Origin of the sequence: Rhodococcus olei (assembly GCF_039540555.1) — a bacterium.
Classification (GTDB): domain Bacteria; phylum Actinomycetota; class Actinomycetes; order Mycobacteriales; family Mycobacteriaceae; genus Rhodococcus_G; species Rhodococcus_G olei.
This window is the reverse complement of sequence record NZ_BAABFB010000019.1, coordinates 36,274-53,987: the sequence shown is the minus strand read 5'-3', so window position 1 is coordinate 53,987 and position 17,714 is coordinate 36,274. Positions and strand designations below refer to the sequence as shown.

Below are 17,714 nucleotides of genomic sequence, written 5' to 3'. Positions count from 1 at the left end.
GGCGGCCGGGGAATCGTGCGTCAGGACGCGGCGACGACGCGGGCCAGTGACTCCGCGACCATGACCGGCTTGTCCGAGCCCTCGCGCTCGATCACCTGGCTGGTCGTGACCTGGATGCCGCCCGCGACCTCCTCGGCCGCGACGACGGTGACGCGCATGCGGATTCGTGAGCCGACCGGCACCGGGGCGGGGAACCGGACCTTGTTGTAGCCGTAGTTGAGGCCGTGGGTGAACCCGTCGAAGGCGAGGACCTGGCCCGACAGGTGCGGGCCGAGCGAGAGGCTGAACAGGCCGTGCGCGATGGTGCCGCCGAGCGGGCTGGCGGCCGCCTTCTCGACGTCGATGTGGATCCACTGGTGGTCGTCGGTGGCGTCCGCGAACACGTTGACGCGCTCCTGGGTGACCTCGTACCACTCGGTCGGGCCGAGTTCCTTGCCGACGAGTTCGGCCAGGTCGGCGGCCGTGGTCGGGCGGACGGGAAGGGTGGTCGTGTCCATGATTCTCCCTGTGATTCGCAGGTCAACGTGGGTGGCGCGGTGCGGCCGGTGGCGCCGGGCCGCACGAGAGGTTGAATATGACGCCGGATTCAACTATACATGGTGACGAGAGCTGGATCACGTTTCGCGCAGACGGCACCGCGCGGGCGGTCCGGCGTCAGCGGACACCACGCATCATCGACGCGAAAGCGGGGCTCGTCAGTGAAGGTTGCAGGCAAGGTCGCCATCGTCACCGGAGGCGGCGCGGGTATCGGCGGTGCGATCGCGCGCGCCCTCGCCGAGGGCGGCGCCCGCGTCGTCGTCGCGGACCTCGACGCGGCGGCGGCGCAGACCGTCGCGGGCAAGATCAACGCGGACCATCCCGCGAGCGCGGCGGCGGTGGGCGCGGACGTCGCCGACGCCGACGCGATTCGTGGTCTGATCGCGTTGGCGGAGAAGGAGTTCGGCCCCGTCGACATGTACTTCGCGAACGCAGGCATCACCGGCGCGCCCGGACTCGAGGCCGACGAGACCGCCTGGGATCGGTCGATCGACGTGAATCTGCGCGCCCACATCCGGGCCGCGCAGCAGCTCGTCCCGGGGTGGGTCGAGCGCGGTGAGGGCTACTTCGTCAGCACCGCCTCCGCGGCCGGCCTGCTCACCCAGATCGGCTCTGCCACCTACGCGGTCACCAAGCATGCCGCGGTCGGGTTCGCGGAGTGGCTCGGCGTCACCTACGGCGACCGGGGCGTGCGGGTCAGCTGCCTGTGCCCGCAGGGCGTGAACACGAAGCTGCTGTTTCCGGACGAGTCCGAAGGCGACGGGCTCGGCGCGGCCGCCGCGAAGGCCGTCACGTCCGCCGGGGAGGTGCTCGAGCCGGCGCAGGTCGCCGCCGACGTCCTCGCGGCGGTCGAGGACGAACGGTTCCTGATCCTGCCGCATCCGCAGGTGCTGGACATGTACCGGCGCAAGGGCGCCGACTACGACCGGTGGCTGCGGGGCATGCGTCGTTACCAGGCGAAGCTGCTGGAGCAGGAGTGATGGGCACTCTCGTTCCCGAGACCCGCGCCGCCGAGCGTCGCACCCCGAATTTTCCCTCCCTACCCGACAGGAGTTCTCATGTCCCTGTTCGACATGTCCGACCGTGCCCAGCAGTTGCAGAAGGAGCTGCTGGACTTCATGGACTCGCACGTGTACCCGGCGGAGGCCGTGTACGAGGAGCAGATGCGTGCGTCCGGTGATCCGCACTTCCAGCCGCCGGTCCTGGAGGAGCTCAAGGCCGAGGCCAAGAAGCGGGGCCTGTGGAATCTCTTTCACCCGCACCCCGGCACCGGCGCCGGCCTGACCAACCTCGAGTACGCGCCGCTCGCGGAGATCATGGGCCGCAGCCACCTCGGGTCGGAGGCGTGCAACTGCAACGCCCCCGACACCGGCAACATGGAGGTCTTCGAACTCTTCGGCACCGAGGAGCACCGGGAGAAGTACCTGAAGCCGCTGCTCGACGGCACCATGGCGTCGGCGTTCGTGATGACCGAGCCGCGGGTCGCCAGCTCCGACGCCACCAATGTCGAACTGTCGATGGTCCGCGACGGTGACGAGTACGTCCTCAACGGCCGGAAGTGGTTCGCGTCCAACGCGTTGCACAAGAACTGCAAGGTCATGATCGTGATGGGCAAGACCGATCCGACGGCGCCGACGCACCGGCAGCAGTCGATGATGGTCGTGCCGATCGATGCGCCCGGCGTCACCGTGATGCGCGGTCTGCCGGTGTTCGGCTACCAGGACCGCGAGGGGCACGCCGAGATCGACTTCAAGGACGTGCGGGTCCCGGCGAAGGACGTGCTCAAGGGCGAGGGCGAGGGTTTCGCGATCAGCCAGGCCCGGCTCGGCCCCGGCCGCATCCACCACTGCATGCGGGCGATCGGCCAGGCCGAGCGCGCGCTGGAACTGATGTGCAAGCGTGCCCAGTCCCGGGTGACCTTCGGCAAGCCGGTCGCCGACAACGCCAACATCCAGGACTGGATTGCCGAGGCGCGCATCGACATCGAGATGATCCGACTGCTCACCCTCAAGGCCGCCCACCTGATGGACACGGTCGGCAACAAGGAGGCGCAGACCGAGATCGCGGCGATCAAGGTCGCGGCCCCGACGATCGCGCTGAAGATCGTCGACCGCGCGATCCAGGTGCACGGCGGTGCCGGTGTCACCGACGACTTCCCCCTCGCGATGGCGTACGCGCACCTGCGCACCCTGCGCCTGGCCGACGGCCCGGACGAGGTGCACAAGCGTGCCATCGCCCGCCGCGAGCTGCGGCAGTACCGCGACCTGCGACCGGAAGGCCACTGATCCCCATGACCACTCCCACTCCGCCGGGTTTCGGGGCAGCCGACCTGACCGGCAAGACCGCGATCGTCACCGGCGCGTCCCGCGGCATCGGACTCGCGGCCGCACGGGCGCTCGCCACCGCCGGCGCCAACGTGGTCCTCACCTCCCGCAAGCAGGATGCGGCCGATGCGGCCGCCGCGCAGATCACCGGCGGCGCCGGAGGGGGCGCGCATGTCACCGGCACCGCGATCGGTGTCGGGGCCCACGCGGTGGAGGAGGACCAGGCTCGGCACTGCATCGAGCGGACGCTCGACACGTTCGGCAGCGTCGACATCCTCGTCAACAATGCAGGCACCAACCCGTCGTACGGTCCGATGATCGCCCAGGACCACGGCCGATTCGCGAAGACCATGGACGTGAACCTGTGGGCTCCGTTGCTGTGGACCCGCCTCGCCGTCGAGGCGTGGATGGGGGAGCACGGCGGATCCGTGGTCAACACCGCGTCGATCGGCGGACTCGGCCACGAAGCCAACATCGGGATGTACAACGTGTCGAAGGCGGCGCTGATCTACCTGACCAAGCAGCTCGCGCTCGAGCTGTCGCCGGCGGTCCGGGTCAACTCGGTCGCGCCCGGCGTGGTGCGGACGAAGCTGGCCGAGGCGTTGTGGAAGGACCACGAGGAGCGGGTCGCGGCGTCCACCGCACTGGCTCGCATCGGTGAGCCGGACGACGTCGCCGCCGCGATCGCGTTCCTCGCCTCGGACGCGGCATCGTGGATCACCGGCGAGACGATGGTCGTCGACGGCGGCCAGCGTCTCGGCGACGCGGCGCCCTTCCGGATCGGAGCGTCGCTCGGTGTCTGAGGCACTGCAGGACGTCGTCGGCATCGATCCGGCCGCGGTCACCCGCTGGTTCGGCGACCTCGGCATCGAGGTCGCCGGCCGGCTCGGCTTCGAGCGGATCGGTCTCGGACAGTCCAATCTCACCTACCTGGTGCGGGACGAGGCGGGCCGGCGCTGGGTGCTGCGCCGGCCCCCGCTCGGTCACCTGCTCGCGTCGGCGCACGACGTCGCGCGTGAGGCGCGGATCATGTCGGCGCTCGCCGACACCGACGTGCCTGCGCCGCGGATCTTCGGTGTCGCACAGGATCCCGCGATCTCCGACGTGCCGCTGGTGCTGATGGAGTTCATCGACGGCCAGGTCGTCGACAGGATGGACATCGCCGAGTCGCTGACGCCGCAGCGGCGGCGGGAGATCGCGATGTCCCTGCCGCGCACCCTGGCGAAGATCCACGCCGTCGACATCGAGGAGGTGGGACTGTCGGACCTGGCGAGTCACAAGCCGTACGCCCAGCGCCAGCTCAAGCGCTGGGCCGGACAGTGGGAGCAGTCCAAGACGCGGGAACTGCCCGAGCTCGACGACCTGACCCGACGACTGGTGGCCGCGGTCCCCGAACAGACCGAGCTCTCGCTCGTGCACGGCGACTTCCACCTGCGCAACGTCATCGTCTCGCGGGACACCGGCGAGGTCATCGGTGCGCTGGACTGGGAGCTGTCCACTCTGGGAGATCCGTTGGCGGACATGGGGTCCATGCTCGCCTACTGGCCCGAGCCGGGTGAGCGCACCGGGGGGGACTTCCCGGCTTCGACCCTCGAGGGCTTCCCGAACCGGGCCGAACTCGCCCAGGTCTACCTGGATGCGACCGGCCGGGATCCGCAGGCCCTGAAGTTCTGGCACACCCTCGGCCTGTGGAAGGTGTCGATCATCGCCGAGGGCGTGATGCGCCGGGCGATGGACACCCCCGCGAACAAGGCGGCGGCAGGCACCCCGACCGTCGAGCGCATCGACGCGCTCGTCCACAAGGCCCGCGAGATCGCCGATGCCGCAGGCATCTGATGTAACGGATGCCGTAGGCATCTGACACGACCGAATCGCGACCACACCCACGCAACTCCAGCACGGAAAGAGAATTCGCATGACTCAGGAACGCAGGACCGCCATCGTCACCGGTGGAGCGCGCGGCATCGGTGCCGGCATCGCGAAGAAGTTGGCCGCCGACGGTTACGCCGTGGCGGTCGTCGACCTCGACGAGTCGGCGTGTGTCGCGACCGTCGACGCGATCGAGGCCGCGGGTGGCTCGGCGCTGGCCGTCGGCGCGAATGTCGCCGACGAGGCGTCGGTCGAGGCGGCGGTGGAGCGCGTCGCGACCGAGCTGGGCGCCCCGACCGTGCTGGTCAACAACGCCGGCATCACTCGGGACAACATGCTGTTCAAGATGACGGTCGAGGACTGGGACTCGGTGATGAACGTGCATCTGCGTGGCGCGTTCCTGATGACGCGTGCGACCCAGAAGTACATGGTGGAGGCGAAGTTCGGGCGGATCGTGAACCTGTCGAGCGTGTCGGCGCTCGGGAACCGTGGTCAGACGAACTACTCGGCTGCCAAGGCCGGCGTGCAGGGCTTCACGAAGACCCTGGCGATCGAGCTGGGTCGCTACGGCGTCACCGCCAACGCGATCGCGCCCGGGTTCATCGAGACGGAGATGACGGTCGCGACCGCGGCGCGGATGGGTGTCGACTTCGAGGACATGAAGAAGGCCGCCGCGGCGCAGATCCCGGTGGCCCGCGTCGGCCAGCCGGAGGACATCGCGAACACGGCGTCGTTCTTGGCGAGTGAGGGTGCCGGATTCGTGTCCGGCCAGGTCATCTACGTTGCGGGCGGGCCTCGCGACTGACCGTCGTCGCGAGGTAGTCGTCCATCTCACAGGTCAGGAGAACGATCATGAAGGCATGGCGCGTCAACGAACTCGGCGAGCCGCGGGACGTCCTGAAGCTCGAGGACGTCCCCGAACTCGCCGCCGGGGCCGGCCAGGTCCTGGTGAAGGTGCTGGCCGCTCCGGCCAACTTCCCGGACGTGCTGTTGTGCCGCGGCGAGTACCAGATCAAGCCGCCACTGCCGTTCACGCCCGGTGTCGAGCTGTGCGGTGAGGTCGTCGCCGTCGGCGCCGGTGTGACACGTGCCGTGGTCGGGGATCGGGTGGTCGGCACGTCGGGGCTGCCCGACGGCTCGTTCGCGGAGTACACGGTGATGGACCAGGACCGGGTGTTCCCGGCGCCGACGTCGCTCGACGACGCCGAGGCGGCGGCGCTGACCATCGGCTACCAGACCGCGTGGTTCGCGCTGCATCGGCGCACGCAGATCGTCACGGGGGACGTCCTGCTCGTGCACGCCGCGGCCGGCGGTGTGGGCAGCGCGGCCGTCCAGCTCGGCAAGGCCGCCGGTGCCACGGTGATCGGGGTGGTCGGTGGGCCGGAGAAGGCCGCGTACGCCAAGGAGCTGGGCGCGGATCTGGTGATCGACCGCCGCAGCGAGGACTTCGTCTCGATCGTCAAGGAGTTCACCGGCGGCCACGGCGCCGACATCGTGTTCGACCCGGTCGGGGGCGATGCCTACAACGGGTCCACGAAGTGCATCGCCTTCGAGGGCCGGATCGTGGTGATCGGTTTCGCCGGCGGCACGATCCCGCAGCCCGCGCTCAACCACGCACTGATCAAGAACTACTCGATCGTCGGGTTGCACTGGGGCCTGTACCAGTCGCAGAACCCGGCGGTGATCGACGAGTGTCACACCGAGCTGACCAGGCTCGCGGACGCGGGCCTGCTGCGGCCGCTGATCGGTGAACGTCGGGCACTGGCCGACGTGGCCGACGGCGTCGGTCGGCTCGGTGACGGAAGCACCGTGGGGCGTCTGGTCTTCCAGCCCTGACCGACCGTGCGGCGGTGCCGCTGTGGTGCGCGTTCGGGGTCGATCGGAGCCCGGACGCGCACCACACACACGAAAGGGAGTGTCCATGAGTGAAGCAGCCGGCCTGTTCGACGTCGCGGGCAAGAACGTCGTCGTCACCGGCGGCACCCGCGGCATCGGGATGATGATCGCGAAGGGCTTCGCCGAAGCCGGTGCGCGGGTGATCATCTCGTCCCGCAAGCCCGACGCCTGCGAGTCCGCGGCCGCGGAACTGTCCGGGTTCGGCGACGTGGTCGCGCACCCGGCGGACCTGAGCACCGAGGAGGGTGTCGCGGACCTCGCCGGGTTCGTGGCCGGGACGTTCGACCGGGTGGACGTGCTGGTCAACAACGCCGGCGCCACCTGGGGTGCACCGGTCGACGAGTTCCCGGCCTCCGGGTTCGACAAGATCATGAACGTCAACGTCAAGTCGGTGTTCCTGCTGACGCAGCGGCTGTTGCCGCAGCTGCGGGCGGCGGCGACCGTCGACGACCCGGCACGGGTGATCAACGTCGGGTCGATCGACGGGCTGGTGGTCTCGGACACCGACAACTTCTCGTACGGGGCGTCGAAGGCGGCGGTGCACATGCTGACCCGCAAGCTGGCCGCGACGCTGGCGGGGGAGTACATCACCGTCAATGCCGTTGCGCCGGGACCGTTCCCGACGAAGATGATGGCCTTCGCCCTCGACGACCCCGAGCTGAAGTCGGCGGTGGAGGGCAACGTCCCGCTCGGCCGGGTCGGCACCGAGCAGGACATCGCGGGCACGGCGATCTTCCTGTCGTCGCGGGCGGGTTCCTACCTGACCGGCACCGTGATCCCGGTGGACGGCGGCATCAGCGGCACCCGCTGAGTTCGACCGAGAGCACGGCACCGAGGGCGGGTTCGCGGCGCGGACCCGCCCTCGGTGGTTCGGGTCGGCGACACCGGGTGCGCCTGGCTATCGGATCCCGTCCCACAGTTCGCGCAGGTCGGCGCGCGGGTCGGCGATGTGCTCGGCGTCGCCGCCGAACATCCGGACCGTGCGGTCGGCGCCGTAGGCGGGCCAGCCCGGGTCGCCGCTGCGCACGAATTCGACCCAGGCCCGGTGCATCTCGTCGGCGAGTTCCTGAGGCGGGTTCGGTCCGGCCAGCAGTCCGGTGCCCGGCTTGCCCAGGGTGTCGAACACGAACCCGAGCTCGAGGGCGTGCGTGGCGCCGAGGCGGTCGTTGACGAGCGGTGTCCGCCAGGTGAATTCGTAGACGTGGGTGTCCGCGTCGTGGGCCGAGCGGGCCTCGGCCACGCGGATCGCGGGAATCCAGAAGGTGCGGTCGCGCAGGATCGCGGCGAGCACCTCGCCCGGGGTCGATCCGGGACGGTCCGCGTGATACGCGGCGAGGGCGGCGTCCGGGTCGAGCCCGAGTGCGGTCGCGGTCAGAACCAGTGCCTCCACCGGTACCGCGTCGGCGACGCCGCTCGGCATCAGGAACAGCGTGAACTCGTCGGAGTTCGTTCCGATCAGCACGTCCACCCCGGTGCGGGTGCCTGCGGTGAGGGCGTCGATCGGCCGGGTGGTGAGCACGTCTCCGTCCACGCACGGCTCGAAGGCCATCGAGTCCGCGGCGATCTCGCCCCACGCGACCGGATCCGGTTCGCGCGCGATCCGTCCCGACAGCTCCGCCTGGGCGGCGACCAGATCCGGCGGCGACACCGACGCGAACCCCGCCACCGTCGGGGGCACCCCGAGATGGTCGGCGAGTGCGGCCGTCACCTTCTTCGCGGTCCCGCTCGTCATCACGTGGTGTCCGGCACCGCTCTGCGCGATCACCCGCCCGAACAGGCCTTCGGTGGCCGGCATCGACAGCAGCGTCGTCACGCTCATCGCGCCCGCGGACTCGCCGGCGATGGTCACCCGGTCGGGGTCGCCGCCGAAGCACCCGATGTTCTCGCGCACCCAGCGCAGGGCGGCAACCTGGTCGAGCAGGCCGCGGTTGGCCGGCGCCCCGTCGATCAGCAGGAAGCCCTCGGCGCCCAGCCGGTAGTTGAACGTCACGCAGACGATCCCGTCGCGCGCGAACGCGGCGCCGTCGTAGGTGTCGACCGCGCCGGACCCGTTGGCGAAGGCGCCGCCGTGGATCCAGACCAGGACGGGCGCGCGGCCGTCGAGGCTGGGGGTCCACACGTTCAGGTTCAGGAAGTCGTCACCGGGGTGGTCCGGTTCGGCGAGCAGGTGGGCGATCGGCGTTGGGTAGGGCGGTTTCGGTGCGGTGTGCCCGAACCGGGACGCATGACGCACCCAGTCCCAGTGCGTCGGGGGAGCCGGGGCGGCGAAACGGTGCTCGCCGACCGGCGGCGCCGCATAGGGGATGCCCTTGAAGGACAGCACGCCGTCGTGCTCGGCGCCGAGAACCGTGCCGTGGGCGATCGCGACCAGTGGATCCACGCCAGCCTCCCGAGGCTCGTGTAGTACAGAGGGTCGTGCACCATCTTGCATCGGTGGGGGCGTCGACGGAACCGCTCGGCGCGTCCGCCCTGCGCGTCGGGTGTGCGTCGACGGGTGAGGAAGGAATGCTGCGAGGTGGGACCGGATCCGATCGGGGAGCTCGAGGCCGAGCTGGTGGACATGTGGCGTCGCGGCAGCATCAGCACCCGGGCCAGGGCGCACGAGATCGACCCGAAACTGGACCCGGCGTGCTATCCGCTGCTGATGCTGCTCACCCGACAGGACGACGCGGTGCGGATGGCGACGCTGATCGCGGAGTTGGGGGTGGAGAAGTCCACGCTGACCCGGCAGATCGACGCGCTGACCCGGCTCGGGTTGGTGCGGCGGATTCCGGACCCGTGTGACGCGCGGGCGAAGCTCGTGGAGCTGACCACGGACGGTCGGGCCCGGTTGACCGCGCAGCGTGACGAACACGTGGCGCGCTGGCGGGAGCGGCTGGCGCTGTGGGACCCGGCCGACCTGCGGACGCTGTCGGCGTTGCTGCGCAGGCTCGGCGACGAGGTGGGGTGACGGTCACACCGTTAGATAGTTGCAGCATGCAATCAAATCGTTTATGGTTGCAAGCATCAACTAATGGAGGGTGAGATGGTCAGTCCGGAATCCGCATCGAATCTGATCGAGTCGTTGCGCGGGCTGGTCCGGCAGGCGCGCTCGTTCTCGGCCCGCAGTCCGCACCTCGGCACGCTGCCGCCCCCGTTGGGGGCGCTGCTGTCCCACATCGCCTGTGTGGAGGGGCATCGACCGAGCATGGTGGCCGAGGACCTGCGGGTGACGCAGTCCGCGCTCAGCAGGCAGGTCGCCCACGCGGAGTCGCTCGGCTACGTCGTGCGCACCCCTGATCCGCTCGACGGGCGGGCCACGCTGCTCTCGCTGTCGGAGGCCGGAGTCGAGGCCCTGCGGGTGCATCGCGAGGCGCAGCTTCAGTGGGCCCTGTCGATGATGGCCGACTGGACCGACGACGAGGTGGAGGACCTGACGGCTCGCCTCGACAGGCTGCGCGGCGTCGTCGGGACGGAACCGAACCAGGTGACCCGCGCGCACTGATCCGCGTCCACATCGCGGCCGACGTTCGTCGGCGGCGTTCTTGATTCCGCGTTCGTGAGTGCGCGTGACTCGTACCCAAGAGGAGTGAGCATGAGTTCGTCCGTGTCCCCGGACAGTCCACCAGCCACAGAAGAGGCGTTGTCGGGTGGGATGACCCACAAGCAGCGCATCGAGGCGCTCGTCGGCCTCCTGCTCGGCATGTTCGTGGCGTTCCTGTCGTCGACGATCGTCTCGAACGCCCTTCCGACGATCATCACGGAACTGCACGGCACCCAGGACCAGTACACGTGGGTCGTCACGGCGACCCTGCTGGCGTCCACCGCGACCACCCCGATCTGGGGCAAGTTCGCCGACCTCGTCAGCAAGAAGCTCCTGATCCAGCTGTCGCTGCTGCTGTTCACCCTCGGCTCCGTGCTCGCCGGCCTGTCGACCAGCGTCCCGATGCTGATCGGGTTCCGCGTCGTCCAGGGCCTCGGCCTCGGCGGCCTGCAGGCCCTCGGCATCATCATCATCGCCGCGATGTTCAGCCCGCGTGAGCGTGGCCGCTACCAGGGGCCGATGGCCGCGGTCATGTCCGTCGCGACCGTCGCCGGTCCGCTGCTCGGTGGCCTCATCGTCGACACCAGCTGGCTCGGATGGCGGTGGTGCTTCTTCGTCGGCGCACCGCTCGCCGTGATAGCGCTCGTCGTCATCGGCCGCACCCTGAACCTGCCGGTCGTCAAGCGGGACGTGAAGATCGACTACGCGGGTGCCACCCTGATCGCCGCCGGCGTCAGCGTGCTCCTGATCTGGGTCACCCTGGCCGGCAAGAACTTCGCGTGGGGGTCCGCGACCTCCTACGAGCTCGTCGCGGTCGGTGTCGTGCTCCTGGGTCTCGCGGTGTTCGCCGAGACCCGGGCCAAGGATCCGGTGGTCCCGCTGCGGCTGTTCCGCGACCGCACGATGACGCTGGCCACCCTCGCGAGCATCGCCGTCGGTGTCGCGATGTTCGGCGGCGCGGTGTTCCTGGGCCAGTACTTCCAGATCGCGCGTGGCTACTCGCCGACCGCGGCGGGTTTGCTGACGCTGCCGATGGTGATCGGATCGATGCTCTCGGCCACCGTGTCCGGGGCGCTGATCACCAAGTACGGCAAGTGGAAGCGCTACCTGATCGGCGGCGCGATCGGCATGTCCGCGGGCTTCCTCCTGCTCTCGACCACCGACCACGACACCAACATGGTGCTGATCGGCGTCTACCTGTTCGTCCTCGGCGCAGGCATGGGCATGACGATGCAGAACCTCGTGCTGCCGGTGCAGAACAACGTCGCACCGACGGATCTCGGTTCGGCCAGCGCGACCGTCGCCTTCTTCCGGTCGCTCGGCGGCGCCGCCGGTGTCTCGGTGCTCGGCGCGGTGCTGTCCACGCACGTCTCCGACCTGATCACGAAGGGGCTCGTCGCGGCCGGCGTGGACCTGAGCGAGGCCGGCGGCTCCGGTGCCGGGCTGTCGAACCTCAAGGACCTGCCCGAGTCGATCTCGACCATCGTGCGCGCCGCCTACGGTGACGCCACCGCACGGGTGTTCCTGATCTCCGGCGTCCTCGCGATGCTGAGCCTGGTCGCGATCGCCTTCCTGAAGGAGGTCGCGCTCCGGACCCACAGCGGCATCGAGCAGCTCGAGGCCGAGCGGGCCGCGCAGGCCGCCGCCGACGTCCTGTCCGTCGGCGGTGCCGACAGCGAGCTGATCTCGGAGATCGACGAGCTCGAGGACCGGGCCGCGTACGACGGTTCCGCAGGCAGGCACGCCAGGAGCTGAGCGACCGCGAGGCCGTGGGGTCCGCCCGGGTTCCGGGCGGACCCCACCGTCGTGTTCCGGCTACCGTGGTCCGATGACCGCTTCGACGACCGGCAGGCGACGGCGCGTCCTGGGGTGGACCGCCGCCGGCCTCGCCGTGCTCGCCGCCCTCGTCGGCGGGGTGCTGTGGTCGCTGCCGAGCCGGTACCTGCCGTGGGACACCGCGTCGTTCCCCGACGTCGACCGCGCCGCGCTCACCTCCGACCAGGCACGGATCGTCGACCTGCTCGAAGCCGAACACGACGCGCAGCGCCCGGGCACCTTCTACTCCGAGGGAGTCCGGGAGCCGTGGTGCGCGGACTTCGTCAGCTGGATCATGCGGGAGGCGGGCCGGCCGTTGTCGAACCCGAACTCCGGGCACTGGCGCATCCCCGGGGTGTACACCCTCGAGGAGTACTACCGGTCCGAGGGCCGATTCGAGCCCGTCGGCAGCGGGTACCGACCCGTTGCCGGCGACGTCGTCCTCTACGACAACTCGAGCTGGGTCGGTCAACACACCAACGTCGTCGTGGCGGTCGACGATGGCACCGCGACCACCGTCGGCGGCAACGAACTCGGCCGCATCCGCGTACACACGGTCGACTGGGCGAACGATTCCGCGGTCGTCGGGTTCGGCAGGCTCGACTCCTGACGGCCGACCGGCCCGCTCCTACAGTCCGGCCCGGGTGAGCGCGTCGTCGACGGCGTCGCGCACCTCGTCGAGGGACTTGCCGGACGCCAGCTCGCGCATCGTGAGCTCCTCGATCTGCGTCTCGATCTCGGCGTAGCGGGCGAGCCAGCGTTCCCGGCCGGCCTGCCAGTAGCCCATCACGTGGTAGCGGTCGGCGGGCCAGCCGAGGGCGCGGCGCAGGTGGGTGCGGATCGTGCGGGACGCACCGGTCTCGCCGCCGAACCACAGGTAGTCGGGGCGCTCGTTGCGGGTGCGGGCGGCGAGCGCGTCCGGCAGGGCGCTCGGCGTCGAGCCGTTGCCGGTGCCGTGCAGCCACGTCACCGTGACGTCCGCGGTCGCGGACCAGCGCTGCTCGTCGGCGGCGCCCGGGACCTCGGCGACGACGTGGGCGGCGGTGCCTGCGGGCAGCGACTCGACGATGCGGCCCGCGGCGGGCAGCCCGGTCAGGTCCGCGAACAGCAGCAGGGTGCGCGCGTCCGCGGGCGGTCGGAACCAGCCCTTCGGCTGGGACAGCCGCACCGGCGATCCGGGTGTGGCGGCACGGGCCCACTCGGCGGCGGCACCGCCGGCGTGCACCGCGAAGTCGACGTCGACGGTCTGCTCGTGCGGATGCCAGGCCCGCACCGTGTAGCTGCGCCGGTGGCCGTCGCCGAAATCGATCAGCAGGCGCTCGTCCGGGTCGCCGCTGGTGGCGAACCCGGCCAGATCCGGGCCGCCGAACCGGACCCGGCGCAGGCTGGGGGTCAACGCGGTGACGGCGCGGACCTCGGCGCTCAGGTGGGGTTCGTCGGGGCTCGGCACCACCTCACCCTAGGGGGGCCGTGCACATCGGCGCGACTTCCGGTGCGGTCCGCCGGAAGTGTGACGCGCGACACGCCGGAGCGAGACGCGACACGCCTCCGGGTGGGCCTTACGACCTGGGAATTTCACGAATGTGGTTCACAACATCTCGCGCTATGTGGATATGTCGGCCACTAGGTGTAGTGTCAGAGACACCGAGAGGGCAGTGCCGGAACGGTCGAGAAATGCAGGCCGTGGGACTGCTCCAGCGGGTGAGATGGCGTCACGAAATTGTGCCGCGGTCCGCTCTCGGGGGTCTTTCATCGCGTCTGCAGTACCGGCTCGCCGCAGCATCCGGCTCGCCGCAGTATTCGAGTCAGCGCAGTACCGCGTCATCGTCACTGACCATCTCGTAAGCCAGGGGAGAGAGGGACTTACATGAGCATCACCGTCTACACCAAGCCGGCGTGCGTTCAGTGCAATGCGACCTACCGGGCGCTCGACAAGGCCGGGATCGAGTACACCGTGGTGGACATCACCGAGGACTCGGAGGCCCGCGACTACGTGATGGCGCTGGGGTACCTGCAGGCGCCCGTGGTGGTGGCCGGTGACGAGCACTGGGCGGGCTTCCGTCCGGACCGCATCAAGTCCCTCGCGACGTCCGCCGCCTGATCGATCCCGTGGAGATGGTCGGCTGTGACTTCGCTGGTCTACTTCTCCAGCGCGTCGGAGAACACCCACCGCTTCGTGCAGAAGCTGGGGATCCCGGCCGCCCGGATCCCGCTGCACGATCGTGACGGCACGTTCGCGGTCGAGGAACCGTACGTCCTGATCGTCCCCACCTACGGCGGTGGGATGACGGTGACCGGGCGGGACACCCACTACGTCCCCCGCCAGGTCGTGCGGTTTCTCAACAACGAGCACAACCGTGCGCGGATCCGCGGCGTCATCGCGGCCGGCAATACGAACTTCGGGGAGTCGTATTGCGTTGCCGGAGACATTATTTCTAGGAAGTGTCAGGTCCCGTACCTGTACCGCTTCGAACTCATGGGAACAGCAGAGGACGTCGTCGCCGTGCGCGAGGGCCTCGAACAATTCATGGAGAGTGAACAGTGGCACCGACCATCACAGATTCAGCCCCGGCTGGGAGTGTAGAGCGCGCTGCGGCACGACCCGACGCGTCGGCGGGGGAGCTGGACTACCACGCGCTCAACGCGATGCTGAACCTGTACGGTCCGAACGGCGAGATCCAGTTCGACAAGGACCGCGAGGCCGCGCACCAGTACTTCCTGCAGCACGTCAACCAGAACACCGTCTTCTTCCACAACCTGGACGAGAAGCTCGACTACCTCATCCGCGAGAACTACTACGAGCGTGAGGTTCTCGACAAGTACACGCGCAACTTCGTCAAGGACCTGATCGACCACGCCTACGCGCAGAAGTTCCGGTTCCCGACCTTTCTGGGTGCGTTCAAGTACTACACCTCGTACACGCTCAAGACGTTCGACGGCAAGCGGTACCTCGAGCGCTTCGAGGATCGTGTCTGCATGGTCGCCCTGACCCTCGCCGACGGGGACGAGCACCTGGCGATGCAGCTGGTCGACGAGATCATCTCCGGCCGGTTCCAGCCGGCCACCCCGACGTTCCTCAACTCCGGCAAGAAGCAGCGCGGCGAGCCCGTGTCGTGCTTCCTGCTGCGCATCGAGGACAACATGGAGTCCATCGGCCGCTCGATCAACTCGGCGCTGCAGCTGTCCAAGCGCGGCGGCGGAGTCGCGTTGCTGCTCAGCAACGTTCGCGAACACGGTGCCCCGATCAAGAAGATCGAGAACCAGTCCTCCGGCGTCATCCCGATCATGAAGCTGCTCGAGGACTCCTTCTCCTACGCCAACCAGCTCGGTGCCCGTCAGGGTGCCGGCGCGGTGTACCTGCACGCGCACCACCCGGACATCTACCGGTTCCTCGACACCAAGCGCGAGAACGCCGACGAGAAGATCCGCATCAAGACGCTGTCCCTCGGTGTCGTCATCCCGGACATCACGTTCGAGCTGGCGAAGAAGAACGAGGACATGTACCTCTTCTCGCCGTACGACGTCGAACGCATCTACGGCGTGCCGTTCGCGGACATCAACGTCACCGAGAAGTACTACGAGATGGTCGACGACAAGCGGATCCGCAAGTCGAAGATCAAGGCACGCGAGTTCTTCCAGACCGTCGCCGAGCTGCAGTTCGAGTCCGGCTACCCGTACATCATGTACGAGGACACCGTGAACCGGGCCAACCCGATCAAGGGCAAGATCACCCACTCGAACCTGTGCTCGGAGATCCTGCAGGTCTCGACGCCGTCGGAGTTCAACGACGACCTGTCCTACAGCCACATCGGCAAGGACATCTCCTGCAACCTCGGGTCGCTGAACATCGCGAAGGCGATGGACTCGCCGGACTTCGCGAAGACCATCGAGGTCTCCATCCGGGCGCTGACCGCGGTCGCCGACCAGACCTCCATCGACTCGGTGCCGTCGATCAAGAAGGCCAACGACGAGGGCCACGCGATCGGTCTCGGGCAGATGAATCTGCACGGCTACCTCGCCCGCGAGCGGATCCACTACGGATCCGAGGAGGGCATCGACTTCACGAACATGTACTTCTACACCGTGGTGTTCCACGCGATCCGTGCCTCGAACGAGATCGCGAAGGAGCGCGGCACGTACTTCGCCGGATTCCCGGACTCGAAGTACGCCTCGGGTGAGTACTTCGACAAGTACACCGATCAGGTGTGGGAGCCGGCCACCGAGCGGGTGCGTGCACTGTTCTCCGAGGCCGGCGTGCACATCCCGACCCAGGACGACTGGCGTGAGCTCAAGACGTCGGTGCAGCAGCACGGCATCTACAACCAGAACCTGCAGGCCGTCCCGCCGACCGGCTCGATCTCGTACATCAACCACTCCACCAGCTCCATCCACCCGGTGGCGTCGAAGATCGAGATCCGCAAGGAAGGCAAGATCGGCCGCGTCTACTACCCGGCGCCCTACCTGACCAACGACAACCTGGAGTACTACCAGGACGCGTACGAGATCGGGTACGAGAAGATCATCGACACCTACGCCGCGGCCACCCAGCACGTGGACCAGGGCCTGTCGCTGACGCTGTTCTTCAAGGACACCGTCACCACCCGCGACGTCAACCGGGCGCAGATCTACGCGTGGCGCAAGGGCATCAAGACCCTGTACTACATCCGCCTGCGGCAGATGGCACTGGAGGGCACCGAGGTCGAGGGTTGCGTCTCGTGCATGCTGTGACGCCGGTGGCCGATCGTTCGAACGGAGTGAGGAAATCGTGAGCCAGAAGATCAAGCTGATCGACCGGGTGTCGGCGATCAACTGGAACCGCGTCCCCGACGACAAGGACGCGGAGGTGTGGGACCGCCTCACCGGCAACTTCTGGCTGCCGGAGAAGGTCCCGGTCTCCAACGACATCCCGTCGTGGAACACGTTGACCGCGGGCGAGAAGCAGCTCACGATGCGGGTGTTCACCGGCCTCACGCTGCTCGACACCATCCAGGGCACCGTCGGTGCCGTCAGCCTGATCCCCGACGCGCTGACCCCGCACGAGGAGGCGGTGTACACCAACATCGCGTTCATGGAGTCGGTGCACGCGAAGAGCTACAGCTCGATCTTCTCGACGCTGTGCTCGACCCGGGAGATCGACGACGCGTTCCGCTGGTCGGAGGAGAACCCGAACCTGCAGCGCAAGGCCGAGATCGTCCTCGAGTACTACAACGGCGACAGCCCGCTCAAGCGGAAGGTCGCCTCGACGCTGCTCGAGTCGTTCCTGTTCTACTCCGGCTTCTACCTGCCGATGTACTGGTCGTCGCGGGCCAAGCTCACCAACACCGCGGACCTGATCCGGCTGATCATCCGCGACGAGGCGGTGCACGGCTACTACATCGGCTACAAGTACCAGCGCGGGCTCGAGCAGCTCACGCAGGAGGAGCGCGACGACCTCAAGAACTACACGTTCGAGCTGCTGTTCGAGCTGTACGACAACGAGGTCGAGTACACGCAGGACCTCTACGACGAGGTCGGCCTCACCGAGGACGTCAAGAAGTTCCTGCGTTACAACGCCAACAAGGCCCTGATGAACCTCGGCTACGAGGGCCTGTTCCCGAAGGACGAGACGGACGTCAACCCGGCGATCCTGTCGGCGCTGTCCCCGAACGCGGACGAGAACCACGACTTCTTCTCCGGCTCCGGGTCCAGCTACGTCATCGGCAAGGCCGTCAACACCGAGGACGAGGACTGGGACTTCTAGAGACCTCCGC

General features: G+C 68.5%; 18 protein-coding genes. 15 read left to right on the top strand and 3 right to left on the bottom strand.

Annotated elements, in window-relative coordinates:
- Positions 1 to 20: 20 nt before the first annotated feature.
- Positions 21 to 497 (bottom strand): MaoC family dehydratase, encoded by a 477-nt coding sequence (locus tag ABD951_RS03865; RefSeq protein WP_345342344.1) that lies wholly within the window; start codon positions 495 to 497, stop codon positions 21 to 23.
- Positions 498 to 698: 201 nt separating this feature from the next.
- On the opposite strand from ABD951_RS03865, the gene ABD951_RS03860 reads away from it, so the two are divergent.
- From ABD951_RS03860 to ABD951_RS03830, 7 genes are all read left to right on the top strand, one after another.
- Positions 699 to 1,517 (top strand): SDR family oxidoreductase, encoded by an 819-nt coding sequence (locus ABD951_RS03860; RefSeq protein WP_345342342.1) that lies wholly within the window; start codon positions 699 to 701, stop codon positions 1,515 to 1,517.
- A gap of 78 nt (positions 1,518 to 1,595) precedes the next feature.
- A complete protein-coding gene (locus ABD951_RS03855) occupies positions 1,596 to 2,822 on the top strand; it encodes an acyl-CoA dehydrogenase family protein (protein ID WP_345342340.1) in 1,227 nt (408 codons plus the stop codon).
- Positions 2,823 to 2,827: 5 nt separating this feature from the next.
- Positions 2,828 to 3,664 (top strand): SDR family oxidoreductase, encoded by an 837-nt coding sequence (locus ABD951_RS03850; RefSeq protein WP_345342338.1) that lies wholly within the window; start codon positions 2,828 to 2,830, stop codon positions 3,662 to 3,664.
- Positions 3,657 to 4,697 (top strand): phosphotransferase family protein, encoded by a 1,041-nt coding sequence (locus ABD951_RS03845; RefSeq protein ID WP_345342336.1) that lies wholly within the window; start codon positions 3,657 to 3,659, stop codon positions 4,695 to 4,697. Before ABD951_RS03850 ends, ABD951_RS03845 begins: the two co-directional genes overlap by 8 nt.
- Before the next feature lie 79 nt (positions 4,698 to 4,776).
- Positions 4,777 to 5,535: a 3-oxoacyl-ACP reductase FabG gene (gene fabG / locus ABD951_RS03840; RefSeq protein WP_345342334.1), complete on the top strand. Its 759-nt coding sequence runs from the start codon at positions 4,777 to 4,779 to the stop codon at positions 5,533 to 5,535.
- Positions 5,536 to 5,582: 47 nt separating this feature from the next.
- On the top strand, positions 5,583 to 6,566 hold the full coding sequence (locus tag ABD951_RS03835) for an NADPH:quinone oxidoreductase family protein (RefSeq protein WP_345342332.1): 984 nt from the start codon (positions 5,583 to 5,585) through the stop codon (positions 6,564 to 6,566).
- Between the two features lie 85 nt (positions 6,567 to 6,651).
- The gene (locus ABD951_RS03830) at positions 6,652 to 7,437 is read left to right on the top strand and encodes an SDR family oxidoreductase (protein WP_345342330.1); all 786 of its coding nucleotides are present in this window, start codon (positions 6,652 to 6,654) and stop codon (positions 7,435 to 7,437) included.
- Positions 7,438 to 7,524: 87 nt separating this feature from the next.
- Here the strand turns inward: ABD951_RS03830 and ABD951_RS03825 are convergent, their stop codons facing one another.
- A complete protein-coding gene (locus ABD951_RS03825) occupies positions 7,525 to 9,006 on the bottom strand; it encodes a carboxylesterase/lipase family protein (protein ID WP_345342328.1) in 1,482 nt (493 codons plus the stop codon).
- A 135-nt stretch (positions 9,007 to 9,141) separates the two neighbouring features.
- Here ABD951_RS03825 and ABD951_RS03820 point away from each other — a divergent pair, with 135 nt between their 5' ends.
- The 4 genes from ABD951_RS03820 to ABD951_RS03805 all read left to right on the top strand — a co-directional run bounded on the left by ABD951_RS03820 (position 9,142) and on the right by ABD951_RS03805 (position 12,574).
- Positions 9,142 to 9,576, top strand: a complete 435-nt coding sequence (locus ABD951_RS03820) for a MarR family winged helix-turn-helix transcriptional regulator (protein WP_345342326.1) — start codon at positions 9,142 to 9,144, stop codon at positions 9,574 to 9,576.
- A gap of 75 nt (positions 9,577 to 9,651) precedes the next feature.
- Positions 9,652 to 10,110 carry a MarR family winged helix-turn-helix transcriptional regulator gene (locus ABD951_RS03815; RefSeq protein WP_345342324.1) on the top strand — a complete coding sequence of 153 codons (459 nt, stop codon included), beginning with the start codon at positions 9,652 to 9,654 and terminating at the stop codon, positions 10,108 to 10,110.
- 150 nt (positions 10,111 to 10,260) lie between these two features.
- A complete protein-coding gene (locus tag ABD951_RS03810; protein ID WP_425569767.1) occupies positions 10,261 to 11,904 on the top strand; it encodes an MFS transporter in 1,644 nt (547 codons plus the stop codon).
- Between the two features lie 73 nt (positions 11,905 to 11,977).
- Positions 11,978 to 12,574 (top strand): CHAP domain-containing protein, encoded by a 597-nt coding sequence (locus ABD951_RS03805; protein WP_345342320.1) that lies wholly within the window; start codon positions 11,978 to 11,980, stop codon positions 12,572 to 12,574.
- Between the two features lie 18 nt (positions 12,575 to 12,592).
- Here the strand turns inward: ABD951_RS03805 and ABD951_RS03800 are convergent, their stop codons facing one another.
- Positions 12,593 to 13,414, bottom strand: a complete 822-nt coding sequence (locus ABD951_RS03800; protein WP_345342318.1) for a siderophore-interacting protein — start codon at positions 13,412 to 13,414, stop codon at positions 12,593 to 12,595.
- A gap of 417 nt (positions 13,415 to 13,831) precedes the next feature.
- Between ABD951_RS03800 and ABD951_RS03795 the strand changes: the two genes are divergently transcribed.
- From ABD951_RS03795 to nrdF, 4 genes are read left to right on the top strand one after another with little or no spacing between them, the layout of a single operon-like run.
- Positions 13,832 to 14,065 carry a redoxin NrdH gene (locus ABD951_RS03795; RefSeq protein WP_345342316.1) on the top strand — a complete coding sequence of 78 codons (234 nt, stop codon included), beginning with the start codon at positions 13,832 to 13,834 and terminating at the stop codon, positions 14,063 to 14,065.
- Between the two features lie 24 nt (positions 14,066 to 14,089).
- Entirely contained in the window at positions 14,090 to 14,548 is a 459-nt protein-coding gene (gene nrdI, locus ABD951_RS03790; protein ID WP_345342314.1) for a class Ib ribonucleoside-diphosphate reductase assembly flavoprotein NrdI, read from the top strand.
- A complete protein-coding gene (gene nrdE / locus ABD951_RS03785; protein ID WP_345342312.1) occupies positions 14,506 to 16,692 on the top strand; it encodes a class 1b ribonucleoside-diphosphate reductase subunit alpha in 2,187 nt (728 codons plus the stop codon). The genes nrdI and nrdE overlap by 43 nt, the downstream gene beginning before the upstream one ends.
- A gap of 37 nt (positions 16,693 to 16,729) precedes the next feature.
- Complete coding sequence (nrdF, locus tag ABD951_RS03780; RefSeq protein WP_345342310.1) at positions 16,730 to 17,704, top strand: class 1b ribonucleoside-diphosphate reductase subunit beta; 975 nt, start codon at positions 16,730 to 16,732, stop codon at positions 17,702 to 17,704.
- The last annotated feature ends 10 nt before the right edge of the window (positions 17,705 to 17,714 follow it).

Coding starts and splice junctions, on each gene's coding strand:
- ABD951_RS03865 (WP_345342344.1), bottom strand. CDS start 497: ATGGACACGACCACCCTTCCCGTCCGCCCGACCACGGCCGCCGACCTG.
- ABD951_RS03855 (WP_345342340.1), top strand. CDS start 1,596: ATGTCCCTGTTCGACATGTCCGACCGTGCCCAGCAGTTGCAGAAGGAG.
- ABD951_RS03850 (WP_345342338.1), top strand. CDS start 2,828: ATGACCACTCCCACTCCGCCGGGTTTCGGGGCAGCCGACCTGACCGGC.
- fabG (WP_345342334.1), top strand. CDS start 4,777: ATGACTCAGGAACGCAGGACCGCCATCGTCACCGGTGGAGCGCGCGGC.
- ABD951_RS03835 (WP_345342332.1), top strand. CDS start 5,583: ATGAAGGCATGGCGCGTCAACGAACTCGGCGAGCCGCGGGACGTCCTG.
- ABD951_RS03830 (WP_345342330.1), top strand. CDS start 6,652: ATGAGTGAAGCAGCCGGCCTGTTCGACGTCGCGGGCAAGAACGTCGTC.
- ABD951_RS03815 (WP_345342324.1), top strand. CDS start 9,652: ATGGTCAGTCCGGAATCCGCATCGAATCTGATCGAGTCGTTGCGCGGG.
- ABD951_RS03810 (WP_425569767.1), top strand. CDS start 10,261: ATGACCCACAAGCAGCGCATCGAGGCGCTCGTCGGCCTCCTGCTCGGC.
- ABD951_RS03805 (WP_345342320.1), top strand. CDS start 11,978: ATGACCGCTTCGACGACCGGCAGGCGACGGCGCGTCCTGGGGTGGACC.
- ABD951_RS03795 (WP_345342316.1), top strand. CDS start 13,832: ATGAGCATCACCGTCTACACCAAGCCGGCGTGCGTTCAGTGCAATGCG.